The sequence below is a fragment of the Janthinobacterium sp. GW458P genome (assembly GCF_002127585.1).
GTDB lineage: Bacteria > Pseudomonadota > Gammaproteobacteria > Burkholderiales > Burkholderiaceae_D > Janthinobacterium.
In genome coordinates this window covers 68,842-84,962 of sequence record NZ_NEGZ01000017.1, presented here as the reverse complement: position 1 = coordinate 84,962, position 16,121 = coordinate 68,842, and the positions used below count along the sequence as shown (strand labels likewise).

Sequence of the window (16,121 nt, the reverse complement as noted above, 5' to 3'; positions counted from 1 at the left end):
GGGGCGCAGGGCGTGCGGCGGCGCGGCGCGCAGGCTTTCGCCGGCGCGCGGCGGCGTGACGATGCAGTCGAACAGATCGCATTCGCGGGCCGGCTTGATCAGCTGGAAGGCCACGCCCGCCTCGCGCCGCTGCACGGGGTCGGCCGCGGCCTGTTCCGTGCTCAGCAGCAGTAATTTGAGGTCGGCCAGCCGCGGATCGCTCTTGATGGTGGCGGCCAGGGCCAGGCCGCTGGTGCGCGGCAATTCCATGTCGAGCAGGGCCACGCCATACGGCGTGCCCGCCTGCGCGGCCGCGTGCAGCTTGCCCAGGCACTCGCCCGCCGTGCCGGCGCTGTCGCTGACGATGTGCCAGCTGGCCAGCTGCCGTTCCAGCACGGCGCGCGTGGCGGGAGTGTGGTCGACGATCAAGGCGCGTAACCCTCGCGTGGTTTTCAGGTTGAAGGACGGATCGTCGCTGTCGACCCGCCGTTTATCGAAATTTACTTCGAACCAGAAGATTGAGCCTTGCGTTAAAGCATTGTCGACGCCGATTTTTCCGCCCATCAGCTCGACCAGCTGTTTCGAGATGGTCAGCCCCAGGCCCGTGCCGCCATGCTTGCGCGTGGTCGAGCCGTCGGCCTGCGAAAACGATTCGAAGATGCGGCTGCGCGCCTCGTCCGACACGCCGATGCCCGTGTCATGCACCTCGAAGCGCAAGCCCACGCTGGGCGCGTCTTCGCTGCACACTTCCACTTTGACGGTGACCTTGCCCGTTTCCGTGAACTTGATGGCGTTGCCCAGCAGGTTGACGATGATCTGGCGCAAGCGGTTCGGGTCGCCGCAGATGGCGATCGGGATGTCGTTGGCGATATCGAATTCCAGGCAGATATTCTTCGCTTCCGCCTGCGGCGCGAACACGTGCTCTATATCGTCGAGCAATTCGCGGAAATTGAAGCGGATGTATTCCACGCTGAGCTTGCCCGCCTCGATCTTGGAAAAGTCGAGGATGTCGTTGATGATCACCAGCAGATTCTGCCCCGAGCGCTGCACCATGCTCGTGTAGTGGCGCTGCTGCGGGCTCAAAGGGCTGGCCAGCAGCAATTCCGTCATGCCCAGCACGCCGTTCATCGGCGTGCGGATTTCATGGCTCATGGTGGCGAGAAACGCGCTTTTCGCCTGGCTGGCCGCCTCGGCCGCATCCTTGGCCTTTTCCAGCTGCGCCGTGCGCACGCCCACCTGGCGTTCGAGCTGGTCGCGGTAATTGGCCAGGGTGCTGTCGCGGCTGTCGATCTGCGCCAGCATGTCGTTGAAACTGTCGATCAGCACGCCCAGTTCGTCGCTGCGCTGGTGGGCGATGCGGTGGCTGTAGGTCTGGCTGCTGGAGACCTTTTGCGCTGTATCAATGAGCTTGGTGATCGGTTCGGCAATCACGCTCTTGAAGCGCCGCGCCAGGAACACGGCGATCAGGAAGGACAGCACGGTGGCGCCGCCGATGGCGCCCACGTGGCGGCCGATGTCGCGCCACATGTGGTTCAGGTCGGCCTCGATCAGCACGGCGCCGATGACCTCCTGCCCGTCCGCGGCCGGCCGGTAGACGGGACGGTACAAGCGCATGGCCGGCGCCAGGGTCGTGCCCGAGCCTTGCGTGACGGGCTGCACGGCCATGTCGGCCAGCAGGGCCGGGTCCATGTCTTCCGGCGCCGCCAGCTCCTTGTCGTGCTGCGGCGCGCGGTACAGGGCGAACAGGCGCCCGCCCTTGTCGAACAGGGCCGCCTGGGCCACTTCATCGCGCGCGGCCAGCGCCGCCAGCATCTGTTCCGCCTGGGCCTGGGCCGGCTTGCCTATCAGCAACGGCGTCGCCCCCGCCGCGCCGATCACCCCCGCCAGCGACAGCAGTTGCTTGCCTTCATCGTTCTTGTGGCTGAGCACGGACGTCAGCGCGAACGCCACGAACACCAGCAGCAGCGCGCAGCCCGACGACAGCACCGAAATCATGGTCAGTTTCTGGCTGATGCTGGAACGTTGGAAATTGAACATGAATTCGCTGCTTCCCCGGTCGCCCGTTGACTGTTATTTAATTCCTATTGGAAAAATATAGACGCGAAGACACACCTAGATATTGATGTGGGTCTAAGGGAAGAGAGGGGAGGGGAACTTATACGAGATGAAACGAGGGGCGGTCCCGAAGAAACGCCCTCAAGTTATTGCTGAGCAACAACACCTGACCCAGCCGTAGCGAGCGGAAGGGAGAGGCGGCCGAGAAGCGCAACCGTACTGAAGTACCGTGAGCATCGCAGGCCGCCTATACCGACGCGCAGCAGGCTGGGTCAGGTGTCAGCCTAACAGCAGCCGCCGCGTTTGCCTGCGCCGCCGTAGCGCGCTTCCTGCCGTTCGCGGAAAAACTCTTCATACGTCATCATCGGCTCGCCGGGATGGGTCACTTCCCGGTGCGCCACGTAGGTGTCGTACTCGGGCAGGCCGCACATGAGGCGCATGCTTTGCCCCAGATACCGGCCCGCCTTGATGATTTCGTCGAGCATCATTGCACCGTGGGCATGGCCTGGAACGGCGTTTCCCTGGTGCTAGGCTTGCTGTCGGCGCGCGCCTTCACAATCGTGCGGATGCCGAAGAACAGCACGCTGACGACGACCACCACGAAGAAGGCGGCCAGGCCGGCGTCCAGGTAATCGTTGAAGATGATCTGGCGCATCTGCGCCACCGACTTGGCCGGCGCCAGCAGCGTGCCTTCATCGAGGGCTGCCGAGTATTTCTTCGCATGCGCGAGGAAACCCACGCGCGGATTGGCGTCGAAAATCTTTTGCCAGCCCGCCGTCAAGGTGCACAGCAGCAGCCAGATGGTCGGCGTGATGGTGACCCATGCATACTGGCCCCGTTTCATCTTGAACAGCACGCAAGTGCCGAGGATCAGCGCGATGGCCGCCAGCATCTGGTTGGCGATGCCGAACAGCGGCCACAGGGTGTTGATGCCGCCCAGCGGATCGACCACGCCCTGGTACAGGAAGTAGCCCCAGGCCGCCACGCACAGGCCCGTGGCCAGCAGGTTGGCGATGACGTTTTCCGTCTGTTTCAGCGCTGGCACGAAGCTGCCCAGCAAATCCTGCAGCATGAAGCGGCCGGCACGCGTGCCCGCATCGACGGCCGTCAGGATGAACAGTGCCTCGAACAGGATGGCGAAGTGATACCAGAAGGCCATCATGGCCTTGCCGCCGATGGCGCCGGAGAGGATCTGCGCCATGCCGACGGCCAGGGTCGGTGCGCCGCCCGCGCGCGAGATGATGCTGTGCTCGCCAACGTCCTTGGCCGTCTGCGTCAGCATGTCCGGCGTCACATAGAAGCCCCACTGCGAGATGGCCTGCGCGGCCGATTCCGCCGTGGTGCCGATCAGGGCGGCCGGGCTGTTCATGGCGAAATAGATGCCCGGCTCGATGGTCGAGGCGGCCACCAGGGCCATGATGGCCACGAACGATTCCATCAGCATGGCGCCATAGCCGATGAAGCGGGCATGGCTTTCATTTTCTATCATCTTCGGCGTGGTGCCCGAGGAAATCAGCGCGTGGAAGCCGGACACGGCGCCGCAGGCAATCGTGATGAACAGGAAGGGGAACAGATTGCCCGACCAGACGGGGCCGGAGCCGTCGATGAACTTGGTCATGGCCGGCATTTTCAGGTAAGGCGCGACGACGATGATGCCGATGGCCAGGCCCAAAATCGTGCCGATCTTCAGGAAGGTCGACAGGTAGTCGCGCGGCGCCAGCAGCAGCCACACGGGCAGGACCGAGGCGATGAAGCCGTAGCCGATCAGCATCCACGTCAGTTCCGTGCCCGTGAAGGTGAACATCGGGCCCAGCACCGCGTGTTCCTGCACGTACTGGCCGCCGATGATGGCCAGCATCAGCAGCACGAAGCCGATGATGGAGATTTCGCCGATGCGGCCCACGCGGATGAAGCGCGAATACACGCCCATGAACAGGGCGATGGGGATCGTCGCCATCACGGTGAAGCTGCCCCATGGAGAACCTGTCAATGCCTTGACGACGATCAAGGCCAGCACGGCCAAAATGATGACCATGATCATGAAGCAGCCGAGCAGAGCGATCATGCCGGGAATCTCGCCCAGCTCAGCTTTGATCAGGTCGCCCAGCGAGCGGCCGTCGCGGCGCATGGAAATGAACAGCACGATGAAATCCTGCACGGCGCCCGCGAACACGACGCCGGCCAGTATCCACAGCATGCCGGGCAGATAGCCCATCTGCGCGGCCAGCACGGGGCCGACCAGGGGGCCGGCGCCGGCAATGGCCGCGAAATGGTGGCCGAACAGTACGTATTTGTTGGTCGGCACGTGATCGAGGCCGTCGTTGTGCTTGAAGGCCGGCGTCATGCGGCGGGCGTCCAGGCCCAGCACCTTGTCGGCGATGAACAGGCTGTAGAAACGGTAGGCGATCAGGTAGACGCAGACGGCGGCGATGACGATCCAGATCGCGCTGATCGGTTCGCCACGTTGCAGGGCGACAACGCCCAGGGACCCGGCGCCGGCCAGCGCAAGCGCTGCCCAGCCGAGCTGTTTGAAAATGCGGTTCATGCTTCCTCCAGAGATGTGACGGGCGCTGTGCCGTGCGATGATGGTTGCTGCGCCTGGTCGTCGCCAGTTTGATGTTACTTTTGGTGTATCTGCAGCTTATGGCGAGTATTCAGGAATCGTATAATTGCCGCAAGCGCAAGACTACGCAGTAACGCTCAGTATTACTACGCAGGGCGATCACGGCGCCGCAACGTAAAATCATTGATTTCCACCGTATCGACGCCGCCGGAGCACGCCAGGCCATGAAACTCAGACAGAAAGTCATCTTCCTGGCCATCACGCCGCTGATCCTCGCCCTGTGCGCCATCGCGTTTGCCGTGCGGCACCAGGCTGTCACGCTGGCAGAACAGCAGCGCGCCACCATCCAGCAAGCGTACCTGGCCAGCAAGGAAGCCGAACTCAAGCATTACGTGACCCTGGCCAGCCATTCCATCGCCTCCCTGTACGGCTCGGGGCGCAAGGATGCCGCCACGCAAGAGGAGGCCAAGCGCATCCTCGCCTCGCTCAGCTATGGCGACGACGGCTATTTCTTCATCTACGATTTGCAGGGCAGGTCGCTGATGCACCCGCGCCAGCCCGAGCTGGTGGGGCAGAACCTGTGGGAGCTGCGCGACGCCGAGGGCAATCTGACCATCCAGCGCCTGATGCGGCGGGCCGAGAGCGGCGGCGGCTTCGAGCGCTACAACTGGATCAAGCCGTCGACGAACAAGTCCGCGCCCAAGCTCGGCTATGTGATATTGATGCCGGAATGGGGCTGGATGATGGGCACCGGCATCTACATGGATGACGTGGACCAGGCGCTGGCCAAGGTGGACGCCCAGCAGTCGCGCAATATCCGCTCGACCATGGAATTGATCGCCGCCATCGCCATCTTCGGCGCCCTGCTGGTGGCCGCCTGCGGCCTGGCGCTGAACCTGCGCGAGCTGCGCGTGGCCGACGCCAAGCTGAAAGTGCTGGCGCAGCGCGTGGTCGAATCGCAGGAAGAGGAGCGGGCGCGGCTGTCGCGTGACTTGCACGACGGCATCAGCCAGTGGCTCGTTTCCATCAAGCTGCAGATCGAGGCGGGCATCGCGCGGCTGGCCGGCAATACCGAACAGAAAGACAAGGCGCCGGCCACGTTCGAGCGGGCCGCCGAGCAGCTCAACAAGGTGCTGGGCGAGGTGCGGCGCATTTCGCACAACCTGCGCCCCGCCATCCTCGACGACCTGGGCCTGGCCGCCGCGCTCGACCACCTCGTGCATGAATTTAACGACAGCAGCAGCGCGCAAGCCAGTTTCACGGCCAGTCCGGCGGCGGCGGGCGAGGGCTTGCCCGACATGGTCAATACCGTCCTGTTCCGCATCGCCCAGGAAGCGCTGACGAACAGCGAGCGCCATGCCCACGCCAGCGCCATCGAGGTCAGCCTGCGCGAGACGGGCAAGACGGTGGAGCTGCGCATCGGCGACAATGGCGGCGGCTTCGACTTCGACGGCATCGCCCTGCACCCGCAGCGCGGCATCGGCCTGCGCAACATGACGGAGCGCATGGAAGCCATCGGCGGCAGCCTGCACATCGCGTCCTCGGCGGCCGGCACCGTGGTGCTGGCGCGGCTCGCCCTTTCCTCCACCCACTAATGATGAGAACCATGAGCGACACGATCCGAATTCTGCTGGTGGACGACCACCCCCTCGTGCGCGACGGCCTGCGCGCGCGCCTGGAAGCGGTGGCGCATTTCGACGTGGTGGCCGAGGCGGGCGGCGCCGACGAGGCACTGGCCCAGGCGCGCCTCCACCAGGTGGACCTGGTGTTGATGGATATCAATATGCGCGGCACGAATGGCATTGAGGCGACGGCGCTGTTCAAGCAGGCGTTTCCGCAGATCGCCGTGCTGATCCTGTCCATGCACGACAAGCTCGAATACGTGTCGCAAGCCCTGCAGGCGGGCGCGCGCGGCTATGTGCTCAAAGATGCTCCGGGGAAAGATATTGTCTTTGCCATCGAGACGGTGATGTCCGGCGGCATTTACTACAGCGCGGCCCTGGCGCGGCAGTTATCTCGCCCGCAAGTCCACGATTCCTTCCTCACCACGCGCGAGCAGCAGGTGCTGCAGCACATCGCGGCGGGCCAGTCGAACAAGCAGATCGCGCGCGAACTGGACCTGAGCGTGCGCACGGTGGAGACGCACCGGCTGAACATCAAGCGCAAGCTCGGTATCGAAGGACAGGCCGAACTGATCAAATACGCGGTCGAGCACGCGCACGGCGGCGCCTGAACGGGTGCGCGCAAAGCAGTGTGTTTTTTTCAAACCCGCATGACAGGCGGCTTTCCCGGGGAAATGTTTTTTTTGAACATTTATTGCTAATATTAAACTGTTTCACCGGTGAGATTCGGATAGAATGATTCTTGCTGTCGAAATGGCATCCCTGTCGGGCCAGGGTTGCCAATGCTGGTCAGTTTATTTACTATGGCGCCCTACCCACACTGAGATACCGATGTCAGCGTCTGAATCAAACCTGTTTCCTTTGGTGGGATTACAAGCAGTTGCCAATGCTCATAACGAGTGGGTCGCTGTCACCTTGCACGTGCCGCAGTCATCGACGGTGCCGCTGATGACGGCGCTGGTCGCGGCGCTGGCCGCTGCCGATGCGTATGCCTTCCTGGCGCCGCTCGACTGCATCGTTCCCCTGGCCGACCCGCATGGCGTGGACGAGGCCGTGCTGGCGCAACTGGCGCCGCAGCGCACCATTTTCCGTTTGCCGGCCACCTTTGCCGGCGACAAGCAGATCCAGAAGAAATGCCAGCAGTGGCGCGACGCGGGCTACCGCATCATCGTGGACGGCCCCGGCGCCGGTCCCGTGACGGCGGCGCTGGTCGAGGCGCGCGCGCTCGCCGTCGACGCGGCCGGAAAACTGCCGGGCTTGCATCAGCTGCTGCCCTTGCCGGGACCGCACCTGGCCTACAACATCGTCGATGCCGAACAGCTTGCTGCCGTGCAAGAACTTGGCGCCAGCTGGTTTGCCGGCGACTACGCCCTGCACCATGCACGCCAGCAAAGCGAGCCGGAAGACGCCACCTCGCGCCGCCGCGTGCTCGCACTGCTGGGCTTGCTGGCCCGCGATGCCGACGCGCACGAGCTGGAAGTGCCGCTCAAGCAAGACCCCTCGCTCAGCTATCATTTATTGAAACTGGTCAATTCGGCCGCCTTCGGCTTCACGGCGCCGATTACCAGCTTCAGCCAGGCCATCACCCTGCTGGGCCGGCGCCAGCTGCAGCGCTGGCTGCAACTGCTGCTGTATGCGCGCCAGCAGGACGATGGCAAGATCCACGCGCTGCTGCCGCTGGCGGCCGTGCGCGCGGCGCAGATGGAAGCGCTGTGCCAGCTGCGCGGCGGCGACCGCGACGCGCAGGACCTGGCCTTCATGGCGGGCGTGTTTTCCCTGCTCGACGTCCTGCTGGGCATGCCCATGGAAGACATCATCGCCACGCTGAACCTGGCGCCCGAAGTCAGCGCTGCCTTGCTTGAACGCAACGGCGAGCTGGGTGCCTTGCTGGCGCTGGTGGAAAGCGGCGCGCCCCCGCCCGACGGCTTGCGCCGCGCCGGCATCGATGGAGAAACCTATTGGCGCAGCCTGCTACAGGCCTACCAGTGGGCCATCCAGGTCAGCCGGAACCTGTAGCATGACCTTGCTGCCGGTGTCGGATTACCTTGGTGACAGCGCCGCCCTGTGCGACGCCGTCGTGCGCTTGCGTGGCCCGGCACTGATGGCCGAACTGGGGCGCATCGCCGGCGCCGTGACGGCCAGCCCGCATGCACAATTCCTGCCGTCGGCCAGCGCCCAGGGCGCCGCGCCGCGCATGCCGTTTGCGCGCGATACGCCCGCCCTGCTGCAGGAAGTCAGCTTCGACGGCCATTGCTTTGGCCATTACGCCGTGGCCGGCCGCAGCGTCTACAACGACGCCGACCGCCGCCACCTGGCCAGCCTGGCGTCGCTGACGGCCGGCGTGCTGCAGGTGCACTCGCTGGCGCAGCGCTCCACGCATGCGTACGCGCAAGTCGAAGCCTTGCTGGCGCAGCAGACGCAAATCCTCGACCAGCTGCACGAATCCGTGCTGACGATGGACTTGACGGGCTACATCACCAGCTGGAACAAGGGCGCCGAGCGCCTGTTCGGCTACAGCTCGGTGGAAGCCGTGGGGCGCAACATCCTGTTCCTGTACGACGACGAGGACACGGGTTTCCATGACGCCTTCCTGGAGCAGGGAGGGCGCCTGATGGAGGTGCGCCGCCGAAAGAAGTCGGGCGAGATCTTCTGGGCCAGCCTGTCCTTGTCGCCGCTGCAGGACATGGACGACAAGCCCATCGGACTCATCGCCTACCTCACCGATATCACGGAACGCAAGCTGGCCGAAGAGCGCCTGCACCACCTCGCGTATTACGACCCGCTGACCAGCCTGCCCAACCGCACCCTGCTGGCCAAGCTGGTCGACCAGGCCTTGAGCGTGGCGCAGCGCAGCAAGATGCTCGGCTGCGTGCTGTTCATCGACCTGAACCGTTTTAAGCTGATCAACGACACCCTGGGCCGGCGCATCGGCGACGAGCTGCTGCGCCAGGTCTCGCTGCGGTTCCGCCAGGCATTGCGCGACCAGGATCTGGTGGCGCGCCTGGGCGGCGACGAGTTCGCCGTCGGCCTGTTCGACATCGGCCAGCATTTCGAGGCCAGCATGGTGTCGCAAAAACTTCTCTCTTCCCTCGTGCAACCTTTCCTGATCGAAGGCCACGACCTGCGTGTGGGCGCCAGCATCGGCATCAGCGTGTATCCGCAGGACGGGCAGGACGCGGAAACCCTGCTGCGCCTGGCCGACATCGCCATGTACCGCGCCAAGCAGGACAGCGGCGGCGAAGCGGAAAGCGTGGCCTTTTACAGTCAGGACATGAACCAGGGCATGCAGGCGCGCATGCGCCTGGAAACGGGCTTGCGGCAGGCCTTGTCTGAACAGCAACTGTTGCTGCACTACCAGCCGAAATATGCCTTGGCGAGCGGGCGCATCATCGGCGCTGAAGCCCTCGTGCGCTGGCACCACCCGCAGCACGGCATGATCCCGCCTGCCGAGTTCATCCCTTTGGCCGAATCGACGGGCCTGGTGGTGCAGGTGGGCGAATGGGTGCTGGAAGCGGCCTGCGCCCAGGCGCAAGCATGGAAACTGGCCGGCTTGCCGCCCATCCGCCTGGCCGTCAACGTCTCCGCGCGCGAATTCACGGCGGCCTTGCCCGCCAGGGTGGCGGCAACCCTGGCCCGCTACGGCCTGGAAGCGGCCTGGCTGGAGCTGGAAATCACGGAAAGCACCCTGATGCACAACATCGAGAGGGTCATCGGCATCATGGACCGCATCACGGCGCTGGGCGTGGCCCTGTCGCTGGACGACTTCGGCACCGGTTACTCCAGCTTGTCCTACCTCAAGCGCTTCCCCATCGACACCCTGAAAATCGACAGGTCTTTTACCACCGGCATCCCGACCGACGCCAGCGACTGCGCCATCGCCAGCACCATCATCAGCATCGCCCAGCAGCTGCACCACAAAGTCATCGCGGAAGGCGTGGAAACGGCCGAGCAGCTGGCTTTCCTGAAGAGTTCTGGCTGCGACGAAGTGCAGGGCTACCTCTTCTCGCGCCCCTTGCCGGCGGGGGAGTTTGAAAGAGCGCTGCGGGAAAACTGGGGCCTGTAGGGCATCTGCCCGGCGTGCTGCGCATGCATCGCCCCGGCCCTTGCCGCTGGCGGAAATAAGAGCACGACAGTACTAGCCATTGGTAAGCCGGTGACCTTTATGTATAATGCTGCCATCTGGAAGCGTGGCCGAGTGGTTGAAGGCACTAGTCTTGAAAACTAGCGACGGGTTAAACTGTTCGTGAGTTCGAATCTCACCGCTTCCGCCAGGAAATAAAGAAACCGCCTTCGGGCGGTTTTTTATTTCCTGGCGGAAGCAAGCAGGGCGCCTTCGCGCGCTGCGTGTGAGATTCGAAGGGCTGGGCCTACCGGCCCAGCCTCCCCGAATCCTCCAACCGCTGCCGCTGCGCGGCAGCCCCGCGCGCCGCAGGCGCGCGTTCGTGGTTCTAATTAGGTCTTCAACTGAGCCAGCTTTCACAGCACCCGACGCATCAGTCCGTGTCCGAATGGCGGACCTGACCCTGGCCCCTCCTACGTGAAGGGAAACGGATATAGGGGAACTATGAGCGCCGCACGAGACTGTGGGTTAGCTTGTACAGATGCTCGCACGATGTTTAGGCGCCGCCTTGCAGAAGCAGTTCGTGGGATTCGTTCTCATAAATCGCCCATTTGTGCAGATACAGTGGGTTTCTAGGAGCATCACTTACTAGACCAGTATCAATATCAACAGCATTTGCTTGTCCGTATCTTTGATAAATGAAATAGGTTTTCTCTCCATCTATAGCTACCAGCAAAGGGCCTTCGGGGCGCTGCTGACCCGCCCAGCCACTTGCACCTCTTGGTAGTTCCATGTAAACAGATTGAATCAATCATTGCACTTTCCTTCTCTCAAGGTACTCAACCTCATCGATGTGATTACCTTCCAAGAGTAAGAATCCCACGTCCTCACTGGCGTCTTGAAACGCGAATGCGGTAGTAGTTTGCTCATCAATCGTCAACAAGATGAGTTCTCCTGGCACTACAGCGTCAGCGGAAATAATTTCATACGGGGATACTGTTTTCACTTCAGCTCCGTTAATTAGTTGGCAACCATTTTGGCGTACCCTGTGTTTGTTTTTTTTGCAATGCATTGTTGCCTTGTTCATCGGAAACCCGTTCTGACGCAACTTTCCTCCATGCACTGGCGTGCAGGTACACAAAGACTTTTTGTACCGATTTTTATGCGTAGGCAGTGTAGTAGGTACGATCGACGTATGGATGCTTAGGCGCAGGGCATGACGTTGAAGTGCATCTGCTCCTGGCTATCAGTGGCGGCGTCAGAAGTGACTATTCAATAGAATCAATCGGCAAGTTAGAACTACTATGGAATTCTGCACTGTTGATGAGGATGGATGCCATCATACATACTAAAAATGGCGGCAAATGTTATAGCATTTAAATATTAATATTGAGTGGGCTATATTTAATTTATATATATTCAATCTCTTGTTGTTCTGCAAGAGGGGAGGCCGGAGTATATAAGTCTACTCCGGCGGGTAGGTGGGCGCATTTTTACTGATACCTATGCGCCATTTAACACAGTGATTCACCAATTTTATGGATGGAGAACTAATATGGCTTTCAATAACTTTGGACCATTAATATTCTTGGCGCAAGGCCAGCATGTTAACTGGTGGTACAGTTTTGGCGGCGATCGCGGAACTCAATTCGCCTCTGCCGATATCAAACGCCCCAATGGCAAAGCGGTCCATCTGGCGGACCAGCAGTGCAAGCAGTTAGATAACGACGGCATCGCCACCTATTTCGTTACCATCACCAATAGAGGCCCGGGTGGCTGCTGGCACAATCTGCAAGGCGGGGGGATGTCATGACCAAGATGACCGTTGTAACCGATGAGAACGGCGGCTTGGTGGCTGCCATCCAGGGCCATGTACTGAAAGCAAAGCAAGGCGACATGGAAGGGGGCGTGCTCATTCAAAAAGGGCATTTGGCGCATCAGGTCGAGGTGGACGACGACTTGAGCAAGGTGACCGACCACGCTGAAATGCTGCGCAAATTGCACAAGGTTATCCCGCGCTCCTGACGTCCGGTGTCAGACGTGCCGCCACAGCTCCACCGCCGTGGCGTCATTCGGGTCCCACTTCATGCCGCGATGGCATGGAGTGGGCAGTTGCGCTACCGGCCCGCGCGCATGAGGATGCGCTGCGCACATGGAGTTCGCGGCCCCGCGAAACAGTATCAGACCCTGGCGTTTTGCGTAAGATCGAACGGCGCAACTTTTAGCGTAGCTTTTATAAACTATCGCACACCATCCATAGGGGAAATACGCTGCTGCATCATCCATGTATGTTCGCGCCTGGCGTCTTCGCAGGTGAGTTCCGGCACGTAAGTCTTTTTCATGCTAATTTCCCTCTGTAGGTAGGTTAGTAGGTATGGATGTTATTTTGACGCTGTAGGACCCATAAATCCTAGTTATTCGAATCTCACACGCAGGGCGCCTTCGCGCCCTGCGTGTGAGATTCGAAGGGCTGGGCCTACCGGCCCAGCCCTCCCCGAATCCTCCAACCGCTGCTGCTGCGCGGCAGGCGCGCGTTCGTGGTTCTAATTAGGTCTTTAACTGAGCCAGCTTTCACAGCACCCGACGCATCAGTCCGTGTCCGAATGACAGACCTGACTCTGGCCCCTAATGTGGACTGCCGCGACGACTACGACAAGGAGCAGGCTTACAACGCGCGCGCCGGCCGCGCAGGATGACCGTCACGCTGCGATAGCCGGCGGGGCGGAGCCGCGACAGGCCAGCCACGCCAGCGCGCCCCAGCCACCGTAAAAGCCGCCCACGAGGCGGCTTTTTCACGTCCCGACGATTGATGTTGCTCTTGGAGCAAAAAAAAGCCAGTTTCGGCCCGGCGCGCGCAGTTGTCCCCCCTCCACACCTGCCCGCTATATAGGGCTCTTTTGACTCAAATTTAAGCCATGGCCAAACGCGCATGAGGACTGGCGCGGCGGGCGAAGAGGGACATGCGTTTTGACGCATTTTGGCGCACTTTGAGCGTTTTTTTTGATGGGCATGGAATGGGTGTTTTCGCGTCCTGGCGGGACTGTGTTGCGGCCCTGTGGCCCACATCTATTCGAGGCAGGCGAGCGGCGCGGCAGCTTGCGGCGTATTTGCGCCACAGATTAATGCAGTGTTCACCGCATGCCATTCGAACAGGTCGGCGCAAAGCATGGACGTGCGAGTAATATGTATGGCTTCGTTAATTGTCCGCTTTGGTTTGAAGGCATTTTTATATTGTCGGATCGACAAAATTATGTGTGTGATGCAATAATTAAATATTTTATGGCTATGAAAATGATAAATATTTCTTGGTACGTGCGGCGATTTTTGCCGATCTATTTACTGGGTCTTCCTCTAAGCGTTGGAGCTGAAGCGATGCTGCAGTATCGCAATATTTCTCTCGGCGATGCGTCGGATAAAGTGTTGCAATTGGCGGAAAATGAATTTCCGCACGTTAAATTGGAGTCTAGAGATAATTCATTTGATATTCTTGCGATCATGGCTGGGGATGATCAAGGAATTATAGATAATTCATGTCGCTCCGCTGATACTAGTGACTTGCAACAAAATTGTATATCAGCGCGTTTTATTTTTTCTGGCAAAGCACAAGGAGACCTTCTGGCCAGTGTTTTTGTTGACCAGGGTTTTAGTCCCGCAATTAATCGAGATAGTCTTATTGTTATGCTTGTGGCAAAGTATGGACAGCCTAGAATAACGTCTGGAGATGCCGTTCCTGCATCTCATATGAATCCTGAGTCGAGATTTATTTCGTTTCTTTGGGGAGGGCGGCGGACTCCCGTAGGAATCTATCGTCCTAGCCGTTTCCCTTACAAAGATAGGGAAATTATCGGTGGTAAGTACATATCAGCAGTGATTTATTACCAGGGAGACTTGGCAAATGGTTATAGTTTTCGTATCGTTGACTCTGAGACGATGGACGAAAGCATGAAGGTGGATATGAGTGAACCACAAAGGTTGGAGGCTGAGCGGCGAACTGAAAACGAAGCCTCAGCAAAATTTTGATTGTGACTTCATACCTTTCGAGAGTGCCCGTCAGACTGGGGAAATGCTAGCGTGAAGGCGAGAGGGATTAGTTTGAAGGGCGGAAAAAAAGCTGTCATTCTGTTGTCACTCCTGGGCTAAAACAGCCCAGAAACAACTCAAATAATAACAGCCTTCTTCTTGCTAACTACTTGATTTTAAACAATTCGGTGGTGGACACGGCGGGAGTCGAACCCGCCGCGCACGAAGTCCACTTTGGACCAGTCTAGGGCTACTGGTTCGGAATGCAAGCGGCAACAGGTTGCGGCCCTTGCCGGTTGCGTGCTCATGGGGTTAACGGTCGATCAAGGAACCCAGCATGGCGTGCGCTTGCAGGTCGCTCCGGGCCGTCGCCTGTTCCTCGCCGCTTAAAATCCAGTGCGTCCTGCCGTCTTGCGTATTACTGCTGCCATATGCCTGCAGCGCCTTGCGCAATGCCTGTTGACGCTCCGGCGGTAGCGCGTCGAGCCTGGACTGGCTGAAAATATTGATGGGATACACGTCGCGGATATGCTCATACTGCAGCCCGTTGCGCTTGATGGCACCCCAGTTATTGCCAGGATCGGAACTGGCCGGTACCCACGGATGTGCTTCATCGATTATCCGGTAGCCGCCGGCGTAACCCGTACCATAGCCCAGCGTTTCGCTGTAGCCGTACACATAATCGCAATGATCGAGCAAGCCGGGTATATTCTCTGCGCCTTGAAACAGCTGCGCCAGCGGCAGCTTGCTGGCGTGGACAGCCAGCATCAGCGAACAGCTATGTGAATACAGGGCAAGAACGTCGCAGTTCGCCCACTCGTCTATATCGTCGGGTGGTACGACCCGAGGCGAATACAGGCTGATGCTGTCGGCATCAGGTGCGAACAGGGTTTTCTCGTAGTTTTTCTGCGAAAACTTGACGACCTTGCCGGTCTTGCTGCCGTAGCGATCGACGCGCTCGCCCACCTGCTCAAACCAGGCAAACAGCTGCTCGCTGGCGGCGGCAGGAATAAATGGGCTATTCTTTTTGAATTCGCCTACCAGGAAATGAAATTGCTCCATGTGTCACCATAGTGAATGTTCTGCGCGCATGATGCCATGCGCGCGGTCATGCGGCTAGCGTGCGCGAGAGCATGCGGCTGCGCGCCATTTCAGCTTGCATTTGATTTGCATAGTAAAATCGCCAGGGGTGCAGGCTCACAAAGACTTTTTGTGGCGATTTTTATCGCTAGGTAGCCTGGTAGGTACGGTTGGCGCATAGCGGCTTGAGAGTCGCCAAAAACATAGATATTTGCATTACGCCGCCTCCGCCTAGAAATAAAGAAACCGCCTTCGGGCGGTTTTTTATTGCCTGGCGGAAGCGAGCAGGGCGCCTTCGCGCCTTGCGCGTGAGATTCGAAGGGCTGGGCCTGCCGGCCCAGCCCGCCCCGAATCCTCCACCTGCTGTCGCTGCGCGGCAGCCTCGCGCGCCGCAGGCGCGCGTTCGTGGCTCCAATCAGCTTGTCGACTGAGCCAGCTTTCACCGTACTCGACGCATCAGTTCGTGTCCGAATGGCGGACCGGACCCGCACGCCCAAGCGGATGCTGGTGATAGTGGCCGCGTGCGCTCTTTGAAATGGTCGATTGAAAATTTGTGTTCATAATCAGAATTTGTGGGCGCGAGTGTCGTACCAAAATTGGATCATGGGTGACGACGCTCAGGCACTCCAGACGGTGCTGGTAAGACGCTTATCGATTACTTCGTGGACGAGCTGCAGCGGGTCGGCCAGCACCCGACGACCATGGTGCATCAGCTCACGCCAACGATCTGGAAGGATAGGTT

Annotated in this window: 13 protein-coding genes and 1 tRNA gene; 8 read left to right on the top strand and 6 right to left on the bottom strand. The window is 60.2% G+C overall.

The annotated features are described in order from the left end of the window. The 3 genes from CBW50_RS12470 to CBW50_RS12460 form a co-directional block, all read right to left on the bottom strand. The coding region (locus CBW50_RS12470; RefSeq protein ID WP_086145848.1) for an ATP-binding protein at positions 1–2,016 on the bottom strand (2,016 nt) is incomplete at its 3' end. 302 nt (positions 2,017–2,318) lie between these two features. Then, positions 2,319–2,519, bottom strand: coding sequence for a YbdD/YjiX family protein (locus CBW50_RS12465; protein ID WP_076570667.1), 201 nt, complete (start codon positions 2,517–2,519; stop codon positions 2,319–2,321). Further along, the gene (locus CBW50_RS12460; protein WP_086145847.1) at positions 2,519–4,579 is read right to left on the bottom strand and encodes a carbon starvation CstA family protein; all 2,061 of its coding nucleotides are present in this window, start codon (positions 4,577–4,579) and stop codon (positions 2,519–2,521) included. Before CBW50_RS12460 ends, CBW50_RS12465 begins: the two co-directional genes overlap by 1 nt. 242 nt (positions 4,580–4,821) lie before the next feature. On the opposite strand from CBW50_RS12460, the gene CBW50_RS12455 reads away from it, so the two are divergent. The 5 genes from CBW50_RS12455 (at position 4,822) to CBW50_RS12435 (ending at position 10,490) form a co-directional block, all read left to right on the top strand. Continuing rightward, positions 4,822–6,192, top strand: coding sequence for a cache domain-containing protein (locus tag CBW50_RS12455; RefSeq protein WP_086145846.1), 1,371 nt, complete (start codon positions 4,822–4,824; stop codon positions 6,190–6,192). Positions 6,193–6,203: 11 nt separating this feature from the next. Then, on the top strand, positions 6,204–6,830 hold the full coding sequence (locus CBW50_RS12450; RefSeq protein ID WP_086145845.1) for a response regulator transcription factor: 627 nt from the start codon (positions 6,204–6,206) through the stop codon (positions 6,828–6,830). A 220-nt stretch (positions 6,831–7,050) separates the two neighbouring features. After that, positions 7,051–8,235, top strand: coding sequence for an EAL and HDOD domain-containing protein (locus CBW50_RS12445; protein ID WP_086145844.1), 1,185 nt, complete (start codon positions 7,051–7,053; stop codon positions 8,233–8,235). Between the two features lies 1 nt (position 8,236). Beyond that, positions 8,237–10,282: an EAL domain-containing protein gene (locus CBW50_RS12440; protein ID WP_086145843.1), complete on the top strand. Its 2,046-nt coding sequence runs from the start codon at positions 8,237–8,239 to the stop codon at positions 10,280–10,282. A gap of 118 nt (positions 10,283–10,400) precedes the next feature. Then, positions 10,401–10,490: transfer RNA gene (locus CBW50_RS12435), tRNA-Ser, on the top strand. A gap of 345 nt (positions 10,491–10,835) precedes the next feature. On the opposite strand, the gene CBW50_RS28840 is transcribed toward CBW50_RS12435, so the two are convergent. Together CBW50_RS28840 and CBW50_RS28835 are read right to left on the bottom strand one after the other, a co-directional pair. Continuing rightward, a complete protein-coding gene (locus CBW50_RS28840) occupies positions 10,836–11,090 on the bottom strand; it encodes a hypothetical protein (RefSeq protein ID WP_139842491.1) in 255 nt (84 codons plus the stop codon). After that, positions 11,091–11,285 (bottom strand): hypothetical protein, encoded by a 195-nt coding sequence (locus CBW50_RS28835; protein ID WP_139842490.1) that lies wholly within the window; start codon positions 11,283–11,285, stop codon positions 11,091–11,093. 549 nt (positions 11,286–11,834) lie between these two features. Here CBW50_RS28835 and CBW50_RS12430 point away from each other — a divergent pair. From CBW50_RS12430 to CBW50_RS28830, 3 genes are all read left to right on the top strand, one after another. Next, a complete protein-coding gene (locus CBW50_RS12430; protein WP_086145842.1) occupies positions 11,835–12,092 on the top strand; it encodes a hypothetical protein in 258 nt (85 codons plus the stop codon). Then, the gene (locus CBW50_RS12425; protein ID WP_086145841.1) at positions 12,089–12,304 is read left to right on the top strand and encodes a hypothetical protein; all 216 of its coding nucleotides are present in this window, start codon (positions 12,089–12,091) and stop codon (positions 12,302–12,304) included. Before CBW50_RS12430 ends, CBW50_RS12425 begins: the two co-directional genes overlap by 4 nt. A 1,113-nt stretch (positions 12,305–13,417) precedes the next feature. Then, positions 13,418–14,299 carry a hypothetical protein gene (locus tag CBW50_RS28830; protein WP_139842489.1) on the top strand — a complete coding sequence of 294 codons (882 nt, stop codon included), beginning with the start codon at positions 13,418–13,420 and terminating at the stop codon, positions 14,297–14,299. A gap of 312 nt (positions 14,300–14,611) precedes the next feature. On the opposite strand, the gene CBW50_RS12420 is transcribed toward CBW50_RS28830, so the two are convergent. Continuing rightward, positions 14,612–15,361, bottom strand: coding sequence for a hypothetical protein (locus CBW50_RS12420; RefSeq protein WP_086145840.1), 750 nt, complete (start codon positions 15,359–15,361; stop codon positions 14,612–14,614). Positions 15,362–16,121 lie beyond the last annotated feature (760 nt).